The sequence below is a fragment of the Nonomuraea sp. AD125B genome (assembly GCF_041402765.1).
GTDB lineage: Bacteria > Actinomycetota > Actinomycetes > Streptosporangiales > Streptosporangiaceae > Nonomuraea > Nonomuraea bangladeshensis.
On sequence record NZ_JBGLOU010000020.1, the window covers coordinates 150,524 to 173,919 of the forward strand.

The window sequence follows — 23,396 nt, forward strand, 5'->3', positions numbered from 1 at the left end:
CTCACACCAACGACATGGAGTTGGCGGGCGCGCTTCACCCACCAGCGGGATAGTGCCAGTAGGCACGCCTCGCCCTCGGGCGGTGTGTGGAGTCGGCGGGCGCGCCTCACCCACCCACGACTCGGAGCTGGCGGGCGCGCCTCACCCTTCGGCGGGATGGTGCTGGCGGGCACGACTCGCCCCCGACGGGCTGGAACCGGCGAGCGCGCGCCCTGCCCACCGCCCCACCGGCTTGCCGACTTGCTGCCCCCGTGCCGCTGGGCGGCGCGGGCGTGGCGTCGGTCAGTCCTTCTGCGCGCGGGCGGCGGCTTCGGCGGCGTCCATAGCGGCGGCCTCTTCCGGGGTCGGGGCGGTGCCGCCCAGGTGGGCGGGTTGCCACCACACGCCCGGCGTGATCTCCGGGTACGTCCGCTGCGCCCGGTCCACCAGCGTCGAGATGCGCTCGTGCAGGTCGAGCGTGTGCTTGCTGACGTCCTCGCCGCGCTTGGGGTACATCGGCTCCCCCACGAGGATGGTCAGCGGGATGTGGCGCTGGAGCAGTTTGCGGGGACGGCCCTTGGTCCAGAAGCGCTGGCTGCCCCAGAGGGCCACCGGGATGACCGGCACGTTCGTCGCCTGGGCCATGCGGATGGCGCCGTTCTTGATCTCCTTGACCGTGAACGAGCGGCTGATCGTGGCCTCGGCGAACACGCCGACCACCTCGCCGGCCTTGAGCATGCGCAGCGCGGTCGCGTACGAGCCCGCCCCCGCCCCCCGGTCGACCGGGATGTGGTGCATGCCGCGCATGAGCGGCCCGGAGATCCGGTGCTCGAAGACGTCGTGTTTGGCCATGAAGCGCACCAGCCGCCGGGACGGGTGCGCGGCCCAGCCGGCGAAGATGAAGTCCAGGTAGCTGATGTGGTTGCTCACCAGCACCGCTCCGCCGCTCCGCGGCACGTTCTCGGCCCCCTCCAGGTGGAAGCGGATGTCGAGCGCGCGAAAGAAGGTCCGCGCGGCGGCGATCACCGGCGGGTACACGATCTCAGCCATGTCCAGAAGGTAGCAGCCGGATCAGGCAGGTCGGACGGTCGTCGGGAGACTGACCATGCCCCGGACGTTGCCGTGCGTGGTCCGTTCGATGCCCTCCTCGTGGATCTGGTAGTCGCGTGCGACCGCCTTGGTGAGCTCCTCCAGCGCGATCCGCCCCTCCAGGCGGGCGAGGGCGGCCCCGAGGCAGTAGTGGCGGCCGACGCCGAAGCTGATGGCGCGGGAGGTGTCACGGCCGAGGTCGTAGACGTCGGGGTCGGGGAAAATCTCCTCGTCGCGGTTGGCCGAGCCGATGAGCAGCCACATCTTGGCGTCGGGCGGCACGAGCACGCCGTGCAGCTCGGTGGGTCCGGTGAGACGGCGGGCGGTCACGTGCGCCGGCGTGTCGTAGCGCAGCGACTCCTCCACCCACTGCGGCACGCCGCCGTCGAAGGCGATGTCGCGCTGCCCGGGGTTGCGCCAGGCCCAGTACCAGGCCGCGCAGAGCAGGTGGGTCGTGGTCTCCGAGCCCGCCCCGATCAGCAGGAACAGGAACGCGACGATCTCCTCGTCGGTGAGGTCGCCGTCGGCGACGAGCGCGGAGACGAGGTCGTCGCGCGGCTCGGCGCGGCGCTGGGCGACGATGGAGGCGTAGTAGTCGCCGAGGGTCAGCAGGCTGCGGAGCCCCGATTCGGTCAGGGAGGTGGCGAGGTCGTTCTTGAGCAGGACGCTCTCGGTGCGCCGTACCTTGTGCCGCCGTGACGACGGCACTCCCATCAGCTCGGAGATCACGTCGAGCGGCAGCTTCGCGGCGAGGTCGGCGGCGAAGTCGAACGTGCCCTTCGCCAGCCCTTCCTCGATGTAGGCGCGGGCGATCTCGCGGATCATGGGTTCGAGCGCGGCGATCCGGCGGGGCGTGAACGCCCGGGACACGACGGCCCGCATCCGGGTGTGGTCGGGCGGGTCCATGGCCACGAACGACAGGTACGCCCGCGCCTGAGGCGTCCAGGCTCCGGGGTCGATCATGGGGCCGTGGTCACTGGAGTAGCGCGCGCTGTCCACGAGCGCGGGCGCCACGTCGGCGTGCCGCGACAGGGCCCAGAAGCCGAGCTCCGGGTTGTGGTAGAGCGGGGCCTCGCGGCGTAAACGGGCGTAGACGGGGTACGGATCGTCGTTGATCGACGGGTCGTAGGGGTTGTAGCTGACATCCACCCCGTCCACGCTACGACGCCCGCGCCTCGCTGGGAACGGGGCAGATCCGACGATCCGCTCGGGGGTCGGGCGGAGGCGGCCCTTGTAGGCTCGCCTCACGTGCCGACAGTGGGAGATCGGATGAAAAAGCTCATCAACTCGGCGAACTCCGTCGTCGCGGACGCGCTCAACGGCATGGCCGCAGCCCATCCGTCACTGCGGGTGCGTGACCAGGTGGTCTACCGCGCCGAGGGGCCGCGCCAGGGCAAGGTCGGCCTGGTCTCGGGCGGCGGCTCGGGGCACGAGCCGCTGCACGCCGGGTTCGTCGGGTACGGCATGCTCGACGCGGCCTGCCCCGGCGAGGTCTTCACCTCGCCGGTCCCCGACCAGATCATCGACGCCACGAAGGCCGTGGACGGCGGCGCGGGCGTGCTGCACATCGTCAAGAACTACACCGGCGACGTGCTCAACTTCGAGATGGCCGCCGAGCTGACCGAGGGCGTCGAGGTGGCGAGCGTCCTGGTGAACGACGACGTGGCCGTACAGGACTCCCTCTACACGGCCGGCCGCCGGGGCACCGGCGCCACTCTGTTCGTGGAGAAGATCGCCGGGGCGCTGGCGGAGGAGGGCGCGCCGCTGGCCGAGGTGGCGGCGGTGGCGCGCGAGGTGGACGAGCGCAGCCGCTCGTTCGGCATCGCGCTCACCTCGTGTACGACGCCGCACGCCGGCAAGCCGACCTTCGACCTGCCGGACGACCAGGTGGAGCTGGGCATCGGCATCCACGGCGAGCCGGGGCGGGCCCGTGCGCCCATGGTGTCGGCGCGCGAGCTGGCCGGGGTGGCGATGGAGGCGGTCCACGGGGATCTGCCGCTGAGCGGCGACCTGCTGGTCATGGTGAACGGCATGGGCGGGACGCCGCTGATGGAGCTGTACGTGGTGTTCGCCGAGGTGGAGTCGTTCGTCAAGGGGAAGGGCGCGCGGGTGGCGCGGTCGCTGGTCGGCAATTACGTGACAAGTCTGGATATGCAGGGGTTTTCCGTCACGGTCTGCCGGCTCGACGACACGCTGACCCGCCTGTGGGACGCCCCGGTCGAGACGCCGGCGCTGCGCTGGGGGCGCTGATGTCCACTCCGGGCAACGGCGACGGCAACGGCGAGGGCGAGGGCAATGCGGGCGCCGGCGGCACGAGCGCGCGGGACGCGGGCACCGGCGAGGCGGGCGGCAGGCCGATGGACGCGGGGTTCTTCGTGGCGTGGTTCGAGGAGGCGGCCGGGCTGGTCCGGCGCGACCGCGACCGGCTGACCGAGCTGGACGCCGCCATCGGCGACGCCGACCACGGCACGAACCTCGACCGCGGGCTCACCGAGGTCGTCCAGGCCCTCGCCGGCGCGCCGCCCGAGTCGCCGGGGCAGGTGCTCTCCCTGGCCGGGGCGACGCTGATCAGGAAGGTGGGCGGCGCTTCGGGCCCGCTGTACGGCTCGGTGTTCCGGCAGATGGGACGCAGCATCGCCGAGCCGGTGACGCTGGCGGGGTTCGCGGCGGCGTTCGAGGAGGGCGTGGTGGCGCTGGAACGCCTCGGCAAGGCCGCGCTCGGCGACAAGACGATGGTGGACGCGCTGGTCCCCGCCTCGCGGGCGCTGGCACTGGCGCTGCGGGACGGCGTGGGGAGCCCGGAGGCGTTCGAGCTGGCGGCGCGGGCCGCCGCCGAGGGCGCGGCGGGCACGATCCCGCTGCAGGCGCGCAAGGGCCGGGCCAGCTACCTCGGCGAGCGCAGCGTCGGGCACGAGGACCCGGGGGCGGCGTCGTCGGCGCTGTTCATGGCGGCCCTGGCCACGGTGGCCGCGGGGGCGGCGTGATGGTGGGCGTGGTGGTGGTGTCGCACAGCGCGGGGCTGGCGCGCGAGGTCGTGGCCCTGGTACGCGGCATCGCCGGCGAGGAGGTGCCCGTGGCGGCGGCCGGGGGCACCGAGGACGGCGGGCTCGGCACCAGCCTGGACCTCGTCGAGGCCGCCGTACGCGAGGTGGACCAGGGCGACGGCGTGCTGCTGGTGCCCGACCTCGGCAGCTCGGTGCTGACCGCCCGGCTGCTGGAGGAGCCGGGCCGGATCGTGGTGGCGGACGTGCCGTTCGTGGAGGGCGCGGTCGCGGCGGCGGTGATGGCGGGCACCGGCATGCCGCTGTCCGACGTCCTGGCCGCCGCCGACGAGGCCCGGACCGTCCGCAAGCTCTGACGACACGCTCCTACGGCGACGGCGGGGGGCGGGGTCAGTGGCCCTTGAACGCCTCCTCCAGCCACCACGACCCCCGGTCGCGAGTCACCTTGGCATGGACGAGCAGCGGCCGGTCGCGCGGCCCCTTGAGCCACTCCGCCACGCCGCCCAGATCGGCCTCCCGCGTGACGGTCACGGCGGCGAAGCCGTACCCGCGGGCGATGGCGGCCAGGTCGGCGGGCGGGAAGGTGACGGTGTCCAGCGGGTGCCCGTGCGGACCGAAGTGGTGGACCTCGGCGCCGTACGCCTCGTCGTCGTAGACCACGACCACCATCGGCAGGCCCAGCCGGACGACGGTCTCCAGCTCGGCGGCGCCCATGAGCGCGCCGCCGTCGCCGAGCGCGGCCACCGGCAGCCGGTCGGGGCGGGCCACGGCCGCGCCGATCGCGGTGGCCAGGCCGAGTCCGATCGACTGGAACGCCTGGGTGAAGCAGAACCCGTTCTCGTCGGGGACGTCGAGGAACATCGACGGGTACCCCATGAAGTTGCCGCTGTCGACGGCGACGACGCGCTCGGCGGGGAGGAGGTCGTCCAGGCCGATGGTGAGCGTGCGGGGGTCGATGCGTCCGCCGTCGCCCTGGTCCTCGTACGGGACCGCCCGCCACCGGCCCTCGGCCCGGATTCGGCCCTCGACGGCGGCCGAGCGGTAGCCCGCCGCGGCCGGGACGAGGCCGGTCAGCGCCGTGGCGACCGCGGCCACGTCGCCCGTGACGCCGAGGTCGACGGGCACGTGGACGCCGATCGCGGCGGGGTCGAGGTCCACCTGGACGACCTGGCCGTCGGCGGGGACGAGGGAGCCGTGCCGGGTGGTCCACATGTTGAGCGCGCAGCCCCAGCCGACGACGAGGTCGGCTCCCGCGATCAGCTCGGCGGTCAGCGGGGTGGCGAAGCCGCCGGACACGTCCAGGTCCCACGGGCTGCCCCGGAACAGGCCGCGGGCGACGGCCGAGGTGGCGAGGAGGGCGCCCGTCCGGTCGGCGAGCGCCTCCAGCTCGCGCCGCGCGTGCCGGGCGCCCCGCCCGGCGATGAACACCGGGCGCGACGCCCCGGCCAGCACGCGGGCGAGCGCGTCCACCTCGGCCGCGAGCGGCAGATCCCCCTCGCCTCCGTCTGGAGCGGGCCAGCCGGCGGCGACCGGCGCGGCCGCCCCGGCTCCGCCGGCGGCGGACCCCGCCGCCGACTCGGATCCGGCGGCCCACTGCGAGGCCGGGCCGGACCCCGCCGCTGACTCGGCTCCGCCGGCCCGCCCCGAGGCCGGGCCGGATCCCGCCGCCGACTCGGACCCGGCCCGTCGCGAGGCCGGGCCGGATCCAGGGGTGGCGGGGCAGGGCTGGGACTGGACGTCGAGAGGCAGGCTCAGCAGGACCGTGCGGCGCTGCTCGACCGCGATCCGGTACGCCTCCTCCGCCCGCCCCCACGCCTCCTCCCCCGACGTGACCCGCATCGCCACCGCGCCGACGGCCGCCACCAGCGCGTCCTGGTCGATGTGGAAGTTGGAGCGGCGGTCGGTGGCCTCGCCGGCGAGGACCACGAGCGGCGTGCGGCTCTTGGCCGCCTCGGCGATGCCGGTCACCGCGTTGGTGAGGCCGGGCCCCTGGTGCACGGACAGGACGCCGGCCCGCCCGCTCATCCGCGCGTAGGCGTCGGCCATGGTCGCCGCGCCGCCCTCGTGGCGGGCCGCGACGAACCGCGCCCCCGCCGCGACCAGCGCGTTGGTGACGTGGAAGTTGCCGCTGCCGACCACGCCGAAGACGGCCTCGACGCCGCACGCGGCGAGGGCGCGGCCGACCGCCTCGGCGACGTTCACCGTTCGACCAGGGCGAGGACGCGGACGGGGCTGCCGGAGCCGCCGAGGATGGGCAGCGGCGGGGCGACCACCACGGCGCCGGTCACCGGCAGGCGGTCGAGGTTGCGGAGCTGGGTGAGGCCGTACTTGCCGGCGCCGAGGAGGAAGGCGTGGCAGGGGAAGGGCGGGTCGAAGGAGTGGGCGGCGCCGGCGTCGGTGCCGACGGTCTCGACGCCGAGGCCGAGGATCGGGGTCTCGGCGGCCAGCCAGGCGGCGCACTCGGCGGAGATGCCGGGCGTGTGGGAGCCGGTCTCGTCCGCGTTGTGGAAGGCGGCCTGGTCGCTCGCGCGGGCGTCCCAGCCGGTGCGGTAGAGCAGCCAGCCGCCCTCGGGAAGCGGCCCGTTGGCGCGTTCCCATTCCTTGACGTGGTCGATCTGGAGGAGGAAGTCGGGGTCCTTGGCGGCTTCGTCGGCCATGTCGAGCACGACGGCGGGGGCGACCAGCCGGGCGGCGGGCACCTGGGAGACGTCCTCGCCGTCGCGGCCGGTGGCCCAGTGGACGGGCGCGTCGAAGTGCGTGCCGGTGTGCTCACCTGTGTGGATGTCGTTCCAGTACCAGGCGGGGCCGCGGTCGTCGTAGCGGCTGATCTCCTCCAGCCGGAACGGGATCGTGTTGCCGAACGGCTCGGGGAGCTGGAGGATCGGCGTCTCGGCCGAGAGCGGCGCGGTGAGGTCGATCACCTCGATGGCGCCGTTGCGCACGCTGTCCATGAAGCTTTTCAAGACCGACATGTCATCCTCCTCGATGTGGCTGAGCGCATCCTCCTACGCCCGCCGCACCGCCGCAAACACCCCGCGACCCGGAACCCGCGGGGGCTCAGCCCTTCAGCCCGCTGAAGCTCATCGTGGCCACGAAGTGCCGCTGGGCCAGGACGAACGCGGCCACGAGCGGCAGCACGGCGACCACGTTCCCCGCCATGAGCGCCGACCACTCGGTGTGCCGGGCGCCGGCGAAGGTGGCCAGGCCGAGCTGCAGCGTGTAGTGCTCCTCGGAGGAGATGGCGATGAGCGGCCAGATGAGGTCGTTCCACGAGCCGAGCAGCGTGAAGACGACGAGCGTGGCCAGCGCGGGCCGGGCGAGCGGCAGCACCACGCGGACGAACACGCCGACCCGGCCGCACCCGTCGATGGTGGCGGCCTCCTCCAGCTCGCGCGGCAGCGACAGGAAGAACTGCCGCATGAGGAAGACGCCGAACGCCGAGGCCAGCCAGGGCACGATGGCCGCGCCGAGGGTGTCGATGAGGCCGAGGTTCTTGAACAGCAGGAACGTCGGGATCATCAGCACCTGCGTGGGCACCATGATGGTGGCCATGAGCGCGGCGAAGGCGACCCCGCGGCCACGGAAGCGCAGCCGGGCGAAGCCGTAGCCGGCCAGCGAGCACAGCACGACGTGCCCGAGCACGGCCGCGACGGCCACGATCACCGTGTTGACCAGCCAGCGCGGGTAGTCGTCCTCGGTGAGGATGCGTTCGAAGCCGGCCAGGGTGGGGTGCTCGGGCCACAGCTTGGGCGGGTAGCTGTTGATGTCGGTGTCCGGCATGAACGCGGTCAGCACCATCCACACCAGCGGCGCCACGAACAGCAGCGCGGCCGGCATGAGCACGAGGTGGGCCAGGTGCCGGGGCTTGAGGTGCTTCATCGCGCGCTCCTCCACAGGACGGCGCCCGACACGGCGAGCGTGACGAGGAACAGGACGTAGGCGATGGCGGTGCCGTAGCCGGAGTGGAAGAGCTGGAACGCCTGCCGGTAGAGGTAGAACACGACGGTGGTCGTGGAGTCGAGCGGCTGGCCCTTGGTGGTGGTGTAGACGAGGTCGAACAGCTGCAGCGCGGTGATCGTCTGCCAGATGACCAGGAAGACGGTGGCGGGCCTGAGCTGCGGCAGGATGACGTGGCGCAGCACGTGCCGGCCGCTGCCGCCGTCCACGCGGGCGGCTTCCACCAGCTCGCGCGGGATGTCCTGGAGCGCGGCGAGGTAGACGACGGCCGGCATGCCGACGCCGCCCCAGACGGAGATGAGGACCAGCGTGAGCATCGCCTGGTCGGGGTCCTGGAGGAAGCCCATCGCGGGCAGGCCGACGGCCTTGAGCGCGGCGTTGACGATGCCGAAGTCGGGGTCGAAGACGAAGTTGGCGAGGATGCCGGTGGCGGCGGCCGAGACGACGTACGGGACGAAGAAGCAGGTGCGGTAGAAGCCGATGAGGCGGATGCGCAGGTTGAGCGCGAGCGCCAGCACGAGCCCGAGCGCGACCGAGCCGGGCACGAACAGGACGGTGTAGAGGAGGGTGTGCCCGGTGGCCGCGGCCAGCTCGGCGTCCCCCATCAGGTCGGCGTAGTTGCGCAGGCCCACGTAGGTGCCGCCGGTGAGCAGGTCGCCGTCCTGGAGCGACAGCAGCAGCGCCCACACGGCGGGGAAGAGGCTGAGCCCGACGATCACGAGCGTGGCGGGCAGGACGAAGCCCCACCCGGTGAGGTGGGGCAGCCACCGGGCGCGCCGCGCCGCCCGGTGGGCTGCCACCTCCGCCGTGACGACGGTCATCGCCGGGGTCATCGCGAGCGCTCCAGCACCCGGTCCCCTTCGGCGGCGGCCTTGGCGAGGGCCTCCTGCGCGGGCGTGCCGCCGACCAGGGCCTGCGCGATGGCGTTGCCGACCTTCTCGGAGAACTCCGGGTACGACGCGAGCTGCGGCCGCGCCTTCTCGGCGTTGTCGAGGTTGGCGGTGAAGACGTCGATGCCGGGGAAGTCCTCGGTGAACTTCCGGTACGCGGGCAGCTCCGTGGTGGCCTTGCGCACCGGCAGGTTGCCGAGGGCGAGCGTCCACCGGGCGTCCTGCTCGGGGCGGGTGAGCCAGGTGAGGAAGTCGGTGGCGGCCTTGGTCCGGCGCGCGCCGTTGTCGAAGACGACCCAGTTGTCCGGGCCGGCGATGGTCTGGTGGTCGCCGTTCGTGCCGGGAAGGATCTGGACCCCGTAGTCGATCTTGTGGTCGATGATGTCGAACAGCGCCCACGGTCCCGCGATGACCATGCCGACCTTGCCGCTCTGGAACAGCGGCAGGAACTTCTCGCCGTTCTGGTCGAGGTAGACCGACTTGTCCTGGCGGGCCATGGCGCTCCACAGGTCGAGCGCCGCGACGGCCTGCGGGGTGTTGAAGGCGGACTTCCTGCCGTCGGGGCTGAGGATCTCGCCGCCCTGCTGCCACAGGTGCGGCCAGAAGCGCCAGACAGTGTCCTCGTTGCCGGTGACGGGGTAGGCGGTGCCGTAGACGCCGCCGCCGGTCAGCTTCTTCGCCGCGGCGCGGAAGTCGTCCCAGGTCCAGTCCTTCTCGGGGTACGCCACGCCGGCCGCGTCGAACAGCTTCTTGTTGTAGATGACGGCGAGGTTGTCCACGATGGCGGGGATGCCGACGACCTTGCCGTCCACCTCGGAGACGGCCCGCTCGGACGGCCAGAAGTCGTCCCAGCCGAAGCCGGGCGCGTTCACGGTGGCGGTCAGGTCGTGGACCTTGGGGGTCTTGGCGAGGACCGGCGACCACGTGCCGTACATGTAGACGATGTCGGGCGCCTTGCCGCCGGCCAGGACCGCCTGCACCTTCTGCAGCATCTCGTCCACGTTGGTGGTGCCGACCGCCGGGACGATCTTGACGTCCGGGTGGGCCTTGCCGTACTCGGCGGCCAGTTCCTCGATGACCTTGGCCTGGCTCTCGACCTGGCCGTGCCACCAGGTGATCTCGATGCGGCCGCTCTCCTGCTCGGCGCCGCCCCCGCCACAGGCCGTGAGCAGCCCGGCGGCGAGCACGAGGACGGCCGCGCCCGCGCGCGCCCTCATCGCAGGGACTCCGGCAGGAGGCCGGCGTGGGCGGCGAGCAGGTCGTCGCAGAGCGCGTCGATCTGGCCGGCGGTGAGGGAGGCGGCGGTGTTGGGGTCGGCCATCATGGCGTGCCGCACGTGGTCGCGGCGGCCCTCGACGGCGGCACGCACGGTCAGCTCGTTGACGTTGACGTAGGCGCGGTTGAGCGCGGCGCACTGCGGCGGCAGGTCGCCGACGGCCATCGGGCGGACGCCGAGCGCGTCCACGGTGCACGGCACCTCGACCACGGCGCCGGACGGCAGGTTGCCGATCAGGCCGGTGTTGGGGACGTTGCCGTAGACGACGCGGGGCGCGCCGGTGACGATGCTGTGGATGATCTGCGGGGCGTATTCCATCGTGCCCTCCACGGTGATCGGCCGGCCCGCGCGGAGCGCGTCGCGGGTGGCCTCGTACTGGCGGACGTTCTCCTCGCTGATGGCGAGGTAGGCGTCCACGGGGATGCGCAGGCGCTCGATCTCGTCCTCGTGGTGCAGGTACCAGGGGACGTACTCGGAGGAGTGCTCGCTGGTCTCCGTCGGGTAGAAGCCGAGCCTGCGGTACATGTCCACGCGCACCCGGCGGGCCAGCTCGGGGTCGCGCGCGACGGCCTCGTCCAGGCGGGGGTAGAGGCTCTCGCCGCGGTGCTCGAAACGCAGCATCCACGACTGGTGGTTGACCCCTGCCGCCAGGTACGACACCTCCTCGTACGGCACCCCGACGAGCTCGGACAGGTCGTGGGCGGTCCAGTAGATCGAATGACAGAGCCCGACCACGTTGCGGACGGGCGTGGCGGCGGCCAGGTACCAGACGTTCATGGCCATGGGGTTGGTGTAGTTGAGCAGCCAGGCGTCCGGGCAGACCTCGGCCATGGTCCGGCCGATGAGGTCCAGGGCGGGGAACGTCCGCAGCGCGCGGAAGATCCCGCCCACGCCGATGGTGTCGGCGATCGTCTGGCGCAGCCCGTAGCGGGCCGGCAGCTCGAAGTCGACGCGGGTGGCGTCGATCATGCCGACCTGGATCATGTTGATCGCGAAGTCGGCGCCCTCCAGCGCGCGGCGCAGGTCGAGGCTGGAGGAGATCGTGACGGGGCGGCCGGCGGCGATGACCCGGGCGGCGGCCTCGGCGGTCTCCAGGCGTTCGGGGTGGATGTCGTGCAGTGCCACCTCGAACTCCCCGAGTCCGGGGAGGACGACCAGGTCGGCCAGGAGGCCCTGGGTGAACTCGACGCTGCCGGCGCCGATGAAGGCGATTTTCACAGTTCCTTCCAGGTGGGCTGGGCGGCGGTGCCGCCGGCGGCCCGGGTCGAGAGGGATCCGCAGGTCACCGCCACGCGCAGGCATTCGCGCAGGTCCAGCCCGCGCAGCCGGGCGGCGATGAGGCCCGCGTTGAAGCTGTCGCCGGCTCCCACGGTGTCCACCGGCTCCATGGGGACGGCGGGGACGCGGACGGTCCGGCCCGCCTCCCAGGCGAGCGCGCCCTCGGCGCCGTCCTTGACGGCGACGAGCGGGCCGAGCGCGCCCAGCCGGGCGGCGGCCTCCTCGACGGACGGGGGCTGCTCGGCGGACGGCGGGTGCGGGTGCGGGGTGGCGAGGCGGGTGGCGATCGCGACGGCCTCGGCGGCGTTGGGGAGGAAGACGTCCACCTCCGGGAGCACGCCGGCCAGGCCGTCCCACGTGCCCGCGGGGTCGTCGTTGGTGTCGAGCGACGTGCTCGCGCCGCTCGCGCGCTCCTCCGCCAGGAGGCCGGGCAGACCGGCCGCCAGCGCCGGTTGCAGGAAATAGGAGGACACGTGCACGTGGCGGGCGAGGCCGCGCGGCACGTCGTCCGCGGTCAGGTCGGGCAGGCAGCCGGGCGAGGTGAGGATCGCCCGGTCGTGGCCGTCGGCGAGCACCACGGTCATGGCCGTCGGCGTGGGGCCGACGACGCAGTGCGTGACGTCGACGCCGCGCGCGGACAGGGCGTCGAGGACGAACCGCCCGGCGGCGTCGTCTCCTACCCGTCCCGCGAACGCCACCCGCAGGCCGAGGCGGGCGGCCCCGCACGCGGTGATCGCCCCGGAGCCGCCGAGCACGAGGTCGCCGCCGGAGACGAGTTGCTCGCGCTGGCCGTAGGCGAGCCGCCTGGGCGCGCCGGAGAGCACCACGTCGGGGTTGGCGTCGCCGATGACCAGCAGGTCGAACGCGGGTGCCGGAGCAGATGGGTCGGATGGGGAGGGGCGCATGTCACTCCTCGCGAACGTACGGTTCGGGACAAGTGGCGCTGCGCGCTGTTCCGCACTCTCCGATCCGCGCCCGTGCCGGGGGCGCCGGAGTGGCGTGGCCCATAACCGTAGGACGTCACGCCAGCACGCTCGACCGTGCCTCCCTCCTGGTTGCCGATAGAATTGCGCGTTCTTGCTCTTTTGTCCAGAGTTTGGCGCACCAAATAATCATGCGCGGGTCCATTCCGCGCAGCCGCCGGTCGAGAACGCCTTGTCGGTCGGCTCGATGGTGACGGTGACGGGGCCGGTCGGCATGCCCGAGGTGATGACGTCGTCGAGGCTGGCGGCGGTGCTGCGCATCCTGGCCCAGAAGCACATGGAGAAGCCGGACGTCGGGCCGGTGGTGCGGTAGGTGCCGGGCTGGATGTCCGTGCCGACCACGAGGGTGCGGAGGGAGGCCGGGTTCACGCCGGTCCCGGCGGACGCGCCGCCGCTCGGCACGACGCCAGGCCCAGGGGTGGTCGACCCGGTGGTGGGCCCAGTGGTCGACCCGGTGGTGGGCCCGGTGGGCTGGGTGGCGAGCGGGTCGGCGGCGGGGGTCTCAGAGGTGGAGGGGGGATCGGTGCCCTCGACGGTCACCGTGACGGCCGGCTCGGGCTCGGCGTCCGCGTCGCCGTCGGTGCCGGCCGCGCCGAAGCCCACGAAGACGCCCAGCAGGAAGCCCAGCAGCGCGGCGAGCCCGGACACCAGCAGGATGATCGGCGGGCTGCTGGTCGCGCGCGGGTAGTCGGGTAAGTATCCGGGGGGAGGCGGCGGCCCGTACGTCACGGGTCCCAGCGTCCCACCCCTGTCAACGGTGCAGGTAGTCGACGAGCGACGCCTTCTCCGTCTCCAGCTCCTCGATGGCGCTCTTGACCACGTCGCCGATGCTGACGATGCCGGCCAGGCGGCCGTTCTCGACGACCGGCATGTGACGGAAGCGCTGCTCGGTCATGATCTGCCGCAGCGCCTCGACGTTCTCACCGGGCCCGACGGTCTGCACGTCGGTGGTCATGATGGCGGAGACCGGCTCCTCCAGCACGCCCGCGCCGCGCTCGTTCAGATGGCGGACCACGTCACGCTCGGAGGCGATGCCCTCGATGGTGAAGCCGTCGGTGGAGACCACCACCGCTCCGATGTTGTGCGCGGCGAGCTGCGCGAGCAGCGCCCGGACGGACGCCGTCGGCGGCACGGTCGTCACCCGGCTGCCTTTGACGCGCAGGATCGTCCCGATGAGCATGTGGCATCACCTCTGCCTCGGTGTTCCTTCTCCTGCCCCAAGGCAAACAAGCCGGTGGGGAGCCCGTCAACCCGTCCCGTAGGCTGCTTGCCGGACCCGCTCCATTACCTGTACCGATTCATCACTTGACCAGGGACACAGTGAGATGACCGAGCCGCTGAACATCGGAAGCCATGACCTGCCCGTCACCGACGAACTTGCCGCCTTCATGCGGACGGGCTGGGCGGACACCCGGCGCACCGACGTGACGGCGCTGCCGATCGCGCCCTGGGCGGCCAAGCGCCGCGCCGCGCTCGCCTCCCGCTTCCCCGGCGAGCGGCTGGTGATCCCGGCGGGCACGCTCAAGGTGCGCAGCAACGACGCCGACTTCCGGTTCCGTCCGCACAGCGCGTACGCGTACCTGACCGGCGCCGGCGAGCCCGACGACGTGCTGGTGATCGAGCCGTCCGGCGAGAGCGTGCTCTACCTGCGTCCCCGCTCGCCGCGCGCCGAGGGCCAGGAGTTCTACCGCGACCGCCGCTACGGCGAGTTCTGGGCCGGCCGCCGCCCCGACCTGGCCGAGGCCGCCGAGCTTTACCAGGTGGAGTGCGCCCACATCCGCGACCTCGACCTCGGCCGCGACCTCGACCGGCCGGCCCGGGTGCTGCGCGGCGTTGACCCGTCGGTGGACGCCCGCGCGCCGCGCGGCGGCGGCGACGCCGAGCTGGAGACGTTCCTGTCGGAGATGCGGCTGGTCAAGGACGAGTGGGAGCTCGGCGAGCTGCAGCACGCCGTGGACGCGACCGCGCGCGGCTTCGAGGACGTCGTGCGCGCCCTGCCCCAGGCGCTGGCCCACCCGCGCGGCGAGCGTTACCTGGAGGGCGTGTTCGGGCTGCGGGCCCGCCTCGAGGGCAACGCGATCGGCTACGAGAGCATCGTCGCCTCCGGCGCGCACGCCTGCGTGCTGCACTGGATCCGCAACGACGGCCGGCTCGACAGGAACGACCTGCTGCTGCTGGACGCGGGCGTCGAGAGCGACACCCTCTACACGGCCGACGTGACCCGCACCTTCCCCCTGTCCGGGCGCTTCACGCCGGCGCAGCGGCAGGCGTACGAGCTGGTGTACGAGGCCCAGAGCGCGGCCATCGCCACGCTGCGTCCCGGCGCCCGTTTCCGCGAGTTCCACCTCGCGGCCATGCGGGTGATCACCGAAGGGCTGCGCGACTGGGGCCTGCTGAAGGGCTCGACCGACGAGCTGATGGAGACCGGGCTCTACCGCCGCTACACGTTGTGCAGCAGCGGTCACATGCTCGGCCTGGACGTGCACGACTGCGCCCGCGCCCGCAGCGAGGTCTACCTGGACGGCGTCCTGGAGGAGGGCCACGTGCTGACCGTCGAGCCGGGCCTGTACTTCCAGCCGGACGACCTGACGCTGCCCGAGGAGCTGCGCGGCATGGGCATCCGCATCGAGGACGACCTCACCGTCACCGCCGACGGGGCCGCGCTCATGTCGGCCGCGCTCCCCCGCCACCCCGACGAGATCGAGTCGTGGATGAGCGCCCTGGCGTAACGAAGCGGCCACGTTTCCGCCGGGGCTGACAAGGCACGGCCGGCGCCTCATCGCTTTCCCGCAAATTCTGAACGAAGCGTCGACTACTGGACAACCCGTCAGTAGGGTGACTGATCCGTAGGCGGCGGAGGTGGTCAGCGCATGGCCGTGCCCGGATTCGTGGGGCGCAAGGCCCGCTCGATGCTCGGGCAGGTCGGCGATCTGTTCGTCATCGCCCTGGAGGGCCTGCGGCGCAGCTGGGACGTCAAGAGCTGGTGGTGGGAGTTCGTCGACCAGTGCTGGTTCCTCGCCCGCGTCACCAGCGTCCCGGTGCTGCTGGTCTCCCTGCCGCTCGGCGCGACCGTGGCCCTCCAGGTGGGCGAGCTGGCCTGGCAGCTCGGCGCCGGCTCGGCCACCGGGAGCGCGGTGTTCGTCGGCCTCATCCGCGAGGTGGCGCCGCTGGCCAGCGCGCTGCTGATCGCCGGGGCCGGCGGCAGCGCCATGACCTCCGACATCGGCGCCCGGCACATCCGCGACGAGCTGTCGGCCATGGAGGTCATGTCCGTCAACCCGATCCACCGCCTGGTCACGCCGCGCATGTGGGCGGCCAGCACGATCGCGGTGTGCCTGTGCCCGCTGGTCATCCTGGCGGGCGCGAGCGGCGGCTACTTCTTCAACGTGGTGGTGCAGGGCGTCACGCCCGGCGCGTACTTCGACGGGGCGCTGTCCCTGGTGGTCTCCTCCGACCTGTACGTCACGCTGTTCAAGGCGTGGATCTTCGGCTTCATCGCCGCCGCCGTCGCCTGCTACAAGGGCATGACCTGCGCGACCAGCCCGGTCGGCGTGGGGCGGGCGGTCAACCAGGCGACCGTGGTCACGTTCATGCTGGTGTTCGCGTTCAACTACGTGATCTCCGCGGTCTACTTCCTCGCCTATCCCCCGAGGTCCCTGTGATGGTGTCGCGGACCGCGGGTCTGCGGCTCGCCCACCGGGGGCGGGATCTCGCCGAACGGTTCGCCGGGCTGGCGGACTGGCCGCTGTTCGTGGGGAAGGTGCTCTTCTACTGCGTGCGCGACGTCGTCCTGCGGCTGCGTTACGTCAAGGTCGTCATCCGGCAGGTCAGCGACGTCGTGGTGGGGGTCGGGGCGACCGTCATCGGCGGCGGCATGGTGTTCGTGGTGTTCACCATGGCGTTCGTCGTGGGCGCGACCGTCGGCCTGCAGGGCTACCAGGGGCTGCAGGCCATCGGCGCGGAGTCGTTCATGGGGCTGGTCGGCAGCTTCGCGAACGTCCGCGAGATCACCCCGATCATCGCGGCGACGGCGCTCGCGGCGCAGGTCGGCTCGTCGTTCACGGCCGAGCTCGGCGCGATGCGGATCTCGGAGGAGATCGACGCGCTGGAGGTGATGGGCATCAACGCCTTCACCTATCTCATCTGCACCCGCGTGGTGGCGGCGTTGCTGGCGCTCGTGCCGATCTATCTGATCGCGTTGTTCGCCAGCTTCTTCGCCACCCGGCTCATGTGCACGGCGCTGTTCGGGCTGGCGCCCGGCGTCTACGACTACTACTTCTATCTGTACCTGCCGGTCAGCGACATCCTGTTCAGCGTCGCCAAGGTCGGCGTGTTCGCCTTCGCGGTCATCGTGATCCACTGCTACCACGGCTACCACGCCACGGGCGGGCCGGTGGGCGTGGGGGTGGCGGCGGGCCGTGCCATCCGCCAGTCGATCGTCACGATCGTGCTGCTCAACCTGCTGCTGTCGTACCTGTTCTGGGGTGGCGGCGGCAACATACCGCTGACGGGGTGAGCCGGTGGCCCGATTCGAACTTCCCCTCGCCGCCCGGGTGGGCATCGCCTTCGCCGTGCTCGCCGTGCTGGCCGCGACGGGGGTCGTCGTGGTGCGCACGGCCACCGAGGCGGCCGGGACGCGGATCGACGCGGTGTTCGCCCGCGCCGGGCAGGGCCTGGACACCAACTCGCCGGTCAAGATCCGCGGCATCACGGTGGGCGACGTGACCGGCGTCTCCCTCGACGCCAAGGGCCGCGCCGTGGTCACCATGCACGTGCGGCCGGAGGTGCGGGTGCCGGCCTCCGCGTCCGCCTCCGTCGAGCCCAGCTCGGTGTTCGGCCCCAAGTACGTCGCCCTCGTCCCCGGCCCTGACGAGGCCACCGGCCCCTTCCTCGCCTCCGGCGCGGTCATCACGAACACCACGGGACCGCTCGACCTGTCCGACACGCTCGGCGCCGCCTACCGCGGCCTCGACGCGATCGACCCGCGCGAGGTCACCGTCATCGTCCACACCCTGGCCCGCGGCCTGGACGGCGAGGGCGGCAACCTGCGCGAGCTGATCGGCGACGCCGGCACCCTCGTCGGCGTGGCCCACCGCCGGCGCGACCTCGCCCGGCGGTTCCTGCGCGACACCGCCGCGCTCGGCACGGCCCTGTCGGACAAGGGCGACGAGCTGGTCTCGATCTCCTCCGACGTCAACGTCATCACCCCCGACCTGCTGAGACGCGCCGACAAGGTACGCGCCCTGCTGCAGGAGACGACCTCGATCGCCGAGCAGGGCGCGCACGGCCTGCGCGCGCACCGCCAGGACCTGCGGGCCGGGGTGCACTCCGCCGAGCGGGTGGCCGCGCTCATCTACGCCCAGCTCGGCCTGGCCGGCGACGGCGTACGCGGGCTCAACCGGCTGCTCGACCTGCTCAACGAGCTCGTCGAGGCCCCCGGCCCTGGCGGCAGGAACCAGCTCCAGGTGGAGGCGTTCGTGGAGACCGACGTCTGCGAGCTGTTCGTCGGCGCCTGCGGCCCGACCGACGGGAGGCGCTGAGATGGGCGTCTCCGCCGAACGGGCCCGCCGCCGCTGGACGTTCCTGCGCTTCGCGCTGTTCCTCGGGCTGACCGTGACGCTGATCGTGGTGATCGGCGTGCAGATCGCCCGGGTCGGCGGCGGTGGCGGCTACCGCGTCGTGGCCGCGTTCGACGACGTGTCCGGGCTGGCCGAGGGCGACCAGGTGAAGATCGCCGGCGCGCCGGTGGGCCGGGTCGAGGACATCAGGGTCGTGGACGGCCGCGCCGAGGTCACGATGGAGGTGCAGGACGCGGTCAGGGTGCCTGCCGACACCGAGGCGGCGATCCGCTGGCGCAACGCGATCGGCCAGCGCGTGGTCTACCTGCTGCCCGGCACCGCGCCCGGCCGGCTGCCGCCCGGCGGCCGGATCGCGCGCACCTCGTCCGTCGTGGACGTCGGGCAGCTCGTCAGCGATCTCGGCCCGCTGACCCGCAGCCTCGACGCCGACCAGATCAACCAGCTCCTGACCGCCGCCGCGGCCGCGCTCAAGGGCAACGAGCGCAACCTCCCGCGGCTGCTGGACAACGTGGACGCCATCACCACCACGGTCGCCGAACGCCGGCGGACGATCGAGGGCCTGCTCAAGGACTACGCGACCGTCAGCGACGTGGTCGCCCGCCGGGACGTGCAGATCGAGCGGCTCGTCGACAACCTCGTCACGCTGACCGAGGCGTTCGCCGCCAACCGCAGGCTCGTGGACGACTCGCTGGTGGAGCTGTCGGCCACCGTGCACACCGCCGACCAGGTGCTCGGCAGGAACGCCGGGGAGCTGGGCGCGTTCGTGGACAACCTCCAGGGGCTGACCGGCGGCGTCCGGCGGCACGTGGGCCAGATCGACCGGACGGTGAACACCCTGCAGCCGGTGCTCGCGCGGGCGTACTCGACGGTGGACCGGGGCCGCTACTTCGTCACCGCCGTGCCCTGCCTGGCGCTGGGGCCGGCGCCGTGCCCGTACGGGATGCAGACGCCGCCGCCGCTCCGCAACACGCGCGTGCAGAGCGCCGACGACCTGCGCAAGCTGATGGTGGGCCGCTGATGCCGCTCAAATCCTTCCGTGACCGCAACAAGCACGCCGTCGGCCTGGTGTCGATGGTGACGCTCGGCGCGATCCTCGCCGTCACGTTCCTGGTCGGCAACCTGGGGCTGCTGGAGGGCGGTTACACCGTCTCGGGCGTGTTCGCCGACTCCGGCGGGCTGCGGACCGGCAACGACGTGCGGGTGGCCGGGGTACGCGTCGGCAAGGTGACCGAGGTGCGCGCCGACTACGCCCGCGGCCAGGTCGTCGTCACCTGGCGGGTGGACGACGGCGTACGGCTCGGCCGCGCCACCCGGGCCGACATCGCCCTGTCGAACCTGCTCGGCGGCCGCTACGTCAAGCTGTCCGGCGCCGTCGCGGCCCCCTACCTGGACCAGCTCCCCGAGGCGCAGCGGCGCATCCCCCTGGACAGGACGGGCGTGCCGACGCTGGTCAACGACGCCATCAACGACGCCACCCGGCTGGTGAAGCGGCTCGACACCGACGCCGTGGACGACCTGCTGAGCGAGCTGAACAAGGTGGACCTGTCCAAGAAGGGCCGGCTGACCCGGCTGCTGCGCAACATCGGCGACCTGTCGGACACGATCAGCAGGAGCGAGCCACAGCTCCAGCGGCTCCTCGACAACGGCAACAAGATCATGGACGTCCTGGAGAAGAAGGACAGACAGCTCGTCCGGCTCATCGACGCCATCGAGGTCATGCTGCGCGAGCTGCGCAAACGGCGCAACGAGCTGCGCACCCTGCTCGGCGACGGCAGCGACCTCGTGCAGAGCACCACGCGGCTGATCAGCGAGCACGAGCGCGCCCTCGTCCGGGTGCTCGACGACAACGCGGCCATCACGACCCGGCTCAGCGGCAGCAACAAGGAGTTCAACGCGCTCCTCGCGTGGGCGGGCCCGACGTTCACGGGCCTCGCCACGATGGGCGGCCAGGGCCCGTGGCTGGAGGCCATCGCCACGGGCCTCGGTCCCATCAACCCCGAGGTGCTGGCCGCTGTGGCCAAGGACAGGAAGGACGACCGGTGAGGCGGCTGGCGGCGGTCCTGACGATGTGGGCGCTGCTGGCGTCCGGGTGCTCGGTGCCGGGGGCGCAGCCGTACCGGCTGACGGCGGTCTTCAGCGCCGCGCCCGCCCTGTACGAGCAGGCGCGGGTCAAGGTCATGGGCCTCGACGCCGGCTACGTCGAGAGCATCCGCATCGACGGCGACCGGGTGCGTGTGAGCCTGCTGGTGGACCGGGAGGTGCCGCTGCCGGCCGACGTCCGCGCCGTGGTCGCGCCGCAGAACACCCTGGGCGAGCGGAACGTCGTGCTCCACCCGCCGTGGCGGCCCGGCGACCGGCGGATCGCGGCCGGTGCCACGATCCCGCTGGAGCGCACCGAGCTGCCGGTGGAGATCGACGACGCGCTCGACGCGTTCACCAAGCTGACCGACGCGCTCGACTCCGACAAGCTGGGCGAGACGGCGGGCGACCTGGCCCGCAGCGTACGGGGCCGCGGCAAGACGATCAACAACGCGATCGCCGACACCGCCGAGCTGACCGGCACCCTCGCCAAGCAGGACCAGCAGCTCGTCGACCTGGCCAAGGGCCTCAACAAGATCGCCACCACGCTCAACGAACGCGAGAGCCAGGTGACCGGCGCCATCGACTCCTTCTCCGAGGCCAGTGCCATCCTCGCCGAGGAGCGGCGGCGGCTGCGCGGCTTCATCGCCGGCATGGCCGACTTCGTCCGGCGCGGCGACGTGCTCATCGAGCAGTACTCCACCCGGCTGCCGCAGGCCGCGGGGACGCTGGCCGAGCTGGTCCTGACGATGCGGGCCAACAGCGAGTCCGTCGCGCGGGCGGTCAAGGGCGCGGCCGACTTCGCCGACGTGCTCGTCGACTCCTGGGACAGGAAACACCACGTGCTGAAGATCCGGGTCGTGCTCAGCGCGCTCACCAGGGCCTGGCTGCAGCCGCTGTTCGACGCGCTGAAGCTCGGCCCGGTGCCGTGCCTGCCCGGTGGGCTCAGCAACTGCCCGAGGAGGCGGCGATGAGGGCACGCCTGCCGGCCGCGCTGCTCGCGCTGCTCATGACCGCGTCCTGCTCGCTGCCGACGCCGGGTGCCACGACGGGCGAGCTGACGCTGCACGCCGTCTTCGACGACGTGCAGAGCCTGGTGACCGGGCACAGCGTGCAGATCGCCGACGTACGGGTCGGCACCGTCACCGGCATCCGGCTCCAGGGCTACCGGGCCAGGGTCACCATGTCGGTCCAGGCCGCGCACCGGGTGCCGCAGGGCAGCACCGCCACCGTCGCGAAGACGTCCGTGCTGGGCGAGAACTACGTGCTGCTCACCCCGCCGCCGGGCAAGGACCTGACCACCGGGCCGTACCTCGCCGACGGCGCCACCATCGCCGAGACCTCCGTCGAGCCGGACATCGAGCAGGTCACCGCCAGGGCCGGGCCGCTCATCGAGGCGCTCGGCGCGCAGGACGTCAACGCCATACTCGACGCCGCCTCGACCGCGTTCGCCGGGCAGGGCGACCAGGTCAACCGGCTCATCAGGCAGACCGCCGAGGTCACCGACGCCTACGCGGCCGCCCGCGCCGACCTCGCCACCACCATCGACGCGCTGGCCCGGCTGGGCGACGACCTGGCCGAGGGCAGCGCCGAGCTGGACCGGCTGCCCGGCACGCTCGCCGCGGCCACCTCCCGGCTCGCGCACGGCCGCCGGCACATCAAGACGACCGTGATCGCCCTGACGAAGCTGGCCAGGGAGGCCAACCTCACCGTCTACCCGCGCCACGCGGCCCGGCTGCGTACGCTGCTGCGCGAGCTCGAAGCCGTCTCGTCGTCGATGCAGCGCGGCAAGGAGGACCTCAAGAGGCTGGTGAACGAGCTCCAGGAGTTCATCGACGCGCCGCCGATCGTGGTCAACGGGCAGATGCTCACCTACCTCTGGCTGAAGGGCCTGCTGCTGCCCGCCCCCGCCCCCTCCTCCCCCGGCGACCCGCCCGCGGCCGACGGGCGCGGGGACTTCCGCCTGCTGCTGGAGCCGCCGCGATGAGGCACCGCATCCACCTGAACCTCGGCTTCTTCGTGCTGCTCGGGATCGTCATGACGGTCTGGGCGTTCAGCACCGTCATCCGGCTGGACGTCATCGAGCGGCCGTACCGGGTGTCGGCCGAGTTCGTCTCCTCCCCAGGGCTGGTACGCGGGTTCGACGTGGCGTACCTGGGGGTGCGGGTCGGCAGGATCGGCGACGTGCGGCTCGCGCCCGGCCGGATCGTCGTCGGGCTCGACCTCGACCGCGACGTACGGCTGCCGAGGGGCGTGACGGCCGAGGTGCGGCGCAAGTCGGCGGTCGGGGAGCCGTACGTGGAGCTGTCGCCGCCGGCGACCGGCGTGCGCGGGCCGGTCCTCGCGGCCGGGGACACGATCCCGCTGACGAAGACGGCGGTGCCGCTCGACTACAAGCGCCTGTTCGAGGGCGTCGGCAAGCTGCTGAACGCCGTACCGCCCCGCGACGCCAGGACCATCACCCACGAGCTGGCCGTCGCGCTCGACGGGCGAGCGCCCGCGATCCGGAACATCATCGAGGACGCCCACCAGCTCACCGGGACGCTGGCCGACAACGCCGACGCGCTCGACGAGCTGGCGGTGCAGCTCACCCGGCTCACGCACACCCTGGCCGGGCGGAAGGACGCCCTCGCCTCCGGGATCGGCGACCTCAGCACGGTGACGGCCGCGCTGCGGGCCTCGCGCACCGACCTGAACGCCTTCCTCGACCAGGGGCCGGGGGTGTTCGCGCAGCTCGAGGCGGCCGTCAAGCGGTCACGGCCGGGGTTCTCCTGCCTGCTGACCGGGCTGGGGCTGCCGCACCGGCCCGCGTTCTCGGCCGCGACCGAACGCAACGCCCACCACCTGCTCTCCATCGTGCCGACGGCGCTCAGCCTGGCCGACGACATCAGCGAACGGCAGGGCGGCACCGTGTACGGGAAGGCGACGTTCATCTTCAGCGTGCCGGGCGGGCCGACCCCGGCCGAGGAGTACGCGGGGCCGCTCGGGCCGCCGTCGGTGCCCCGGGCGCGCGCCTGCCCGAAGCGGGCGGTCGCCGCCGACGTCCGCCACACCGGCGCCCCGGCCTCCTCCGACCCCGACACCGACCCCGACACCGACCCCGACCCCGACACGACGTCGCCGCCCGACCCCTCTTCTCCTGAACCGTCGCCCGAACCGTCGGACCAGGACGAGCTCGACCCCGGAACGCCCTCCCCCAGCGGGGCCGCCGCCCCGTCGTCCCGTACCCCGACGAACATCGTCCCGCTGATCGCCGCGATCTTCCTCGCCGTGGTGGCGAGTGG

Annotated in this window: 23 protein-coding genes; 12 read left to right on the forward strand and 11 right to left on the reverse strand. The window is 72.7% G+C overall.

From position 1 onward, the window contains the following. Positions 1-282: 282 nt before the first annotated feature. Both ACBR40_RS40215 and ACBR40_RS40220 read right to left on the reverse strand, forming a co-directional pair. Positions 283-1,029, reverse strand: a complete 747-nt coding sequence (locus tag ACBR40_RS40215; protein WP_371252106.1) for a lysophospholipid acyltransferase family protein — start codon at positions 1,027-1,029, stop codon at positions 283-285. A gap of 21 nt (positions 1,030-1,050) precedes the next feature. Beyond that, the gene (locus ACBR40_RS40220) at positions 1,051-2,217 is read right to left on the reverse strand and encodes a cytochrome P450 (RefSeq protein ID WP_344205406.1); all 1,167 of its coding nucleotides are present in this window, start codon (positions 2,215-2,217) and stop codon (positions 1,051-1,053) included. 120 nt (positions 2,218-2,337) lie between these two features. Between ACBR40_RS40220 and dhaK the strand changes: the two genes are divergently transcribed. The 3 genes from dhaK to dhaM are packed head-to-tail and all read left to right on the forward strand — an operon-like array spanning position 2,338 to position 4,426. After that, the gene (gene dhaK / locus ACBR40_RS40225; protein WP_371252107.1) at positions 2,338-3,318 is read left to right on the forward strand and encodes a dihydroxyacetone kinase subunit DhaK; all 981 of its coding nucleotides are present in this window, start codon (positions 2,338-2,340) and stop codon (positions 3,316-3,318) included. Beyond that, positions 3,318-4,052 (forward strand): dihydroxyacetone kinase subunit DhaL, encoded by a 735-nt coding sequence (dhaL, locus tag ACBR40_RS40230; RefSeq protein ID WP_371252108.1) that lies wholly within the window; start codon positions 3,318-3,320, stop codon positions 4,050-4,052. The genes dhaK and dhaL overlap by 1 nt, the downstream gene beginning before the upstream one ends. Beyond that, positions 4,052-4,426 carry a dihydroxyacetone kinase phosphoryl donor subunit DhaM gene (dhaM, locus tag ACBR40_RS40235; RefSeq protein ID WP_344205401.1) on the forward strand — a complete coding sequence of 125 codons (375 nt, stop codon included), beginning with the start codon at positions 4,052-4,054 and terminating at the stop codon, positions 4,424-4,426. Before dhaL ends, dhaM begins: the two co-directional genes overlap by 1 nt. Positions 4,427-4,460: 34 nt before the next feature. On the opposite strand, the gene ACBR40_RS40240 is transcribed toward dhaM, so the two are convergent. The 9 genes from ACBR40_RS40240 to ACBR40_RS40280 all read right to left on the reverse strand — a co-directional run bounded on the left by ACBR40_RS40240 (position 4,461) and on the right by ACBR40_RS40280 (position 13,634). Further along, the gene (locus tag ACBR40_RS40240; RefSeq protein WP_371252109.1) at positions 4,461-6,272 is read right to left on the reverse strand and encodes a thiamine pyrophosphate-binding protein; all 1,812 of its coding nucleotides are present in this window, start codon (positions 6,270-6,272) and stop codon (positions 4,461-4,463) included. Next, complete coding sequence (locus ACBR40_RS40245; RefSeq protein ID WP_371252110.1) at positions 6,269-7,042, reverse strand: cyclase family protein; 774 nt, start codon at positions 7,040-7,042, stop codon at positions 6,269-6,271. Before ACBR40_RS40245 ends, ACBR40_RS40240 begins: the two co-directional genes overlap by 4 nt. Positions 7,043-7,127: 85 nt before the next feature. Continuing rightward, positions 7,128-7,949: a carbohydrate ABC transporter permease gene (locus ACBR40_RS40250; RefSeq protein ID WP_344205396.1), complete on the reverse strand. Its 822-nt coding sequence runs from the start codon at positions 7,947-7,949 to the stop codon at positions 7,128-7,130. Next, on the reverse strand, positions 7,946-8,860 hold the full coding sequence (locus ACBR40_RS40255; RefSeq protein WP_371252111.1) for a carbohydrate ABC transporter permease: 915 nt from the start codon (positions 8,858-8,860) through the stop codon (positions 7,946-7,948). Before ACBR40_RS40255 ends, ACBR40_RS40250 begins: the two co-directional genes overlap by 4 nt. Next, complete coding sequence (locus ACBR40_RS40260) at positions 8,857-10,134, reverse strand: ABC transporter substrate-binding protein (RefSeq protein ID WP_371252112.1); 1,278 nt, start codon at positions 10,132-10,134, stop codon at positions 8,857-8,859. The genes ACBR40_RS40255 and ACBR40_RS40260 overlap by 4 nt, the downstream gene beginning before the upstream one ends. Further along, positions 10,131-11,411 carry an alpha-glucosidase/alpha-galactosidase gene (locus tag ACBR40_RS40265; RefSeq protein WP_344205391.1) on the reverse strand — a complete coding sequence of 427 codons (1,281 nt, stop codon included), beginning with the start codon at positions 11,409-11,411 and terminating at the stop codon, positions 10,131-10,133. The genes ACBR40_RS40260 and ACBR40_RS40265 overlap by 4 nt, the downstream gene beginning before the upstream one ends. Next, the gene (locus tag ACBR40_RS40270; protein ID WP_371252113.1) at positions 11,408-12,376 is read right to left on the reverse strand and encodes a carbohydrate kinase family protein; all 969 of its coding nucleotides are present in this window, start codon (positions 12,374-12,376) and stop codon (positions 11,408-11,410) included. The genes ACBR40_RS40265 and ACBR40_RS40270 overlap by 4 nt, the downstream gene beginning before the upstream one ends. 207 nt (positions 12,377-12,583) lie before the next feature. Then, positions 12,584-13,183, reverse strand: coding sequence for a hypothetical protein (locus tag ACBR40_RS40275; RefSeq protein WP_371252114.1), 600 nt, complete (start codon positions 13,181-13,183; stop codon positions 12,584-12,586). A 22-nt stretch (positions 13,184-13,205) separates the two neighbouring features. Next, complete coding sequence (locus ACBR40_RS40280) at positions 13,206-13,634, reverse strand: CBS domain-containing protein (protein WP_344205388.1); 429 nt, start codon at positions 13,632-13,634, stop codon at positions 13,206-13,208. A gap of 145 nt (positions 13,635-13,779) precedes the next feature. Here ACBR40_RS40280 and ACBR40_RS40285 point away from each other — a divergent pair, with 145 nt between their 5' ends. The 9 genes from ACBR40_RS40285 to ACBR40_RS40325 all read left to right on the forward strand — a co-directional run. Further along, positions 13,780-15,183: an aminopeptidase P family protein gene (locus ACBR40_RS40285; RefSeq protein WP_371252115.1), complete on the forward strand. Its 1,404-nt coding sequence runs from the start codon at positions 13,780-13,782 to the stop codon at positions 15,181-15,183. A gap of 141 nt (positions 15,184-15,324) precedes the next feature. Then, positions 15,325-16,116, forward strand: a complete 792-nt coding sequence (locus ACBR40_RS40290; RefSeq protein ID WP_371252116.1) for an MlaE family ABC transporter permease — start codon at positions 15,325-15,327, stop codon at positions 16,114-16,116. Beyond that, positions 16,116-16,970: an ABC transporter permease gene (locus ACBR40_RS40295; RefSeq protein WP_344205385.1), complete on the forward strand. Its 855-nt coding sequence runs from the start codon at positions 16,116-16,118 to the stop codon at positions 16,968-16,970. The genes ACBR40_RS40290 and ACBR40_RS40295 overlap by 1 nt, the downstream gene beginning before the upstream one ends. Before the next feature lie 4 nt (positions 16,971-16,974). After that, entirely contained in the window at positions 16,975-17,994 is a 1,020-nt protein-coding gene (locus ACBR40_RS40300) for an MCE family protein (RefSeq protein ID WP_371252117.1), read from the forward strand. A gap of 1 nt (position 17,995) precedes the next feature. Further along, complete coding sequence (locus tag ACBR40_RS40305; RefSeq protein WP_371252118.1) at positions 17,996-19,051, forward strand: MCE family protein; 1,056 nt, start codon at positions 17,996-17,998, stop codon at positions 19,049-19,051. Further along, positions 19,051-20,076 (forward strand): MlaD family protein, encoded by a 1,026-nt coding sequence (locus ACBR40_RS40310; protein ID WP_371252119.1) that lies wholly within the window; start codon positions 19,051-19,053, stop codon positions 20,074-20,076. Before ACBR40_RS40305 ends, ACBR40_RS40310 begins: the two co-directional genes overlap by 1 nt. Next, positions 20,073-21,086, forward strand: coding sequence for an MCE family protein (locus ACBR40_RS40315; protein ID WP_371252120.1), 1,014 nt, complete (start codon positions 20,073-20,075; stop codon positions 21,084-21,086). The genes ACBR40_RS40310 and ACBR40_RS40315 overlap by 4 nt, the downstream gene beginning before the upstream one ends. Continuing rightward, positions 21,083-22,099, forward strand: coding sequence for an MCE family protein (locus tag ACBR40_RS40320; protein ID WP_371252121.1), 1,017 nt, complete (start codon positions 21,083-21,085; stop codon positions 22,097-22,099). The genes ACBR40_RS40315 and ACBR40_RS40320 overlap by 4 nt, the downstream gene beginning before the upstream one ends. After that, positions 22,096-23,396, forward strand: a 1,301-nt coding sequence (locus tag ACBR40_RS40325; RefSeq protein WP_371252122.1) for an MCE family protein, incomplete at its 3' end; no start/stop codon positions are given. The genes ACBR40_RS40320 and ACBR40_RS40325, both read left to right, overlap by 4 nt.

What these genes read in the sequence shown, in the direction of transcription:
- ACBR40_RS40215 (WP_371252106.1), bottom strand. Translation starts at nt 1,029, where the DNA reads ATGGCTGAGATCGTGTACCCGCCGGTGATCGCCGCCGCGCGGACCTTC.
- dhaK (WP_371252107.1), top strand. Translation starts at nt 2,338, where the DNA reads ATGAAAAAGCTCATCAACTCGGCGAACTCCGTCGTCGCGGACGCGCTC.
- dhaL (WP_371252108.1), top strand. Translation starts at nt 3,318, where the DNA reads ATGTCCACTCCGGGCAACGGCGACGGCAACGGCGAGGGCGAGGGCAAT.
- dhaM (WP_344205401.1), top strand. Translation starts at nt 4,052, where the DNA reads ATGGTGGGCGTGGTGGTGGTGTCGCACAGCGCGGGGCTGGCGCGCGAG.
- ACBR40_RS40245 (WP_371252110.1), bottom strand. Translation starts at nt 7,042, where the DNA reads ATGTCGGTCTTGAAAAGCTTCATGGACAGCGTGCGCAACGGCGCCATC.
- ACBR40_RS40250 (WP_344205396.1), bottom strand. Translation starts at nt 7,949, where the DNA reads ATGAAGCACCTCAAGCCCCGGCACCTGGCCCACCTCGTGCTCATGCCG.
- ACBR40_RS40255 (WP_371252111.1), bottom strand. Translation starts at nt 8,860, where the DNA reads ATGACCCCGGCGATGACCGTCGTCACGGCGGAGGTGGCAGCCCACCGG.
- ACBR40_RS40260 (WP_371252112.1), bottom strand. Translation starts at nt 10,134, where the DNA reads ATGAGGGCGCGCGCGGGCGCGGCCGTCCTCGTGCTCGCCGCCGGGCTG.
- ACBR40_RS40270 (WP_371252113.1), bottom strand. Translation starts at nt 12,376, where the DNA reads ATGCGCCCCTCCCCATCCGACCCATCTGCTCCGGCACCCGCGTTCGAC.
- ACBR40_RS40280 (WP_344205388.1), bottom strand. Translation starts at nt 13,634, where the DNA reads ATGCTCATCGGGACGATCCTGCGCGTCAAAGGCAGCCGGGTGACGACC.
- ACBR40_RS40285 (WP_371252115.1), top strand. Translation starts at nt 13,780, where the DNA reads ATGACCGAGCCGCTGAACATCGGAAGCCATGACCTGCCCGTCACCGAC.
- ACBR40_RS40290 (WP_371252116.1), top strand. Translation starts at nt 15,325, where the DNA reads ATGGCCGTGCCCGGATTCGTGGGGCGCAAGGCCCGCTCGATGCTCGGG.
- ACBR40_RS40295 (WP_344205385.1), top strand. Translation starts at nt 16,116, where the DNA reads ATGGTGTCGCGGACCGCGGGTCTGCGGCTCGCCCACCGGGGGCGGGAT.
- ACBR40_RS40305 (WP_371252118.1), top strand. Translation starts at nt 17,996, where the DNA reads ATGGGCGTCTCCGCCGAACGGGCCCGCCGCCGCTGGACGTTCCTGCGC.
- ACBR40_RS40310 (WP_371252119.1), top strand. Translation starts at nt 19,051, where the DNA reads ATGCCGCTCAAATCCTTCCGTGACCGCAACAAGCACGCCGTCGGCCTG.
- ACBR40_RS40320 (WP_371252121.1), top strand. Translation starts at nt 21,083, where the DNA reads ATGAGGGCACGCCTGCCGGCCGCGCTGCTCGCGCTGCTCATGACCGCG.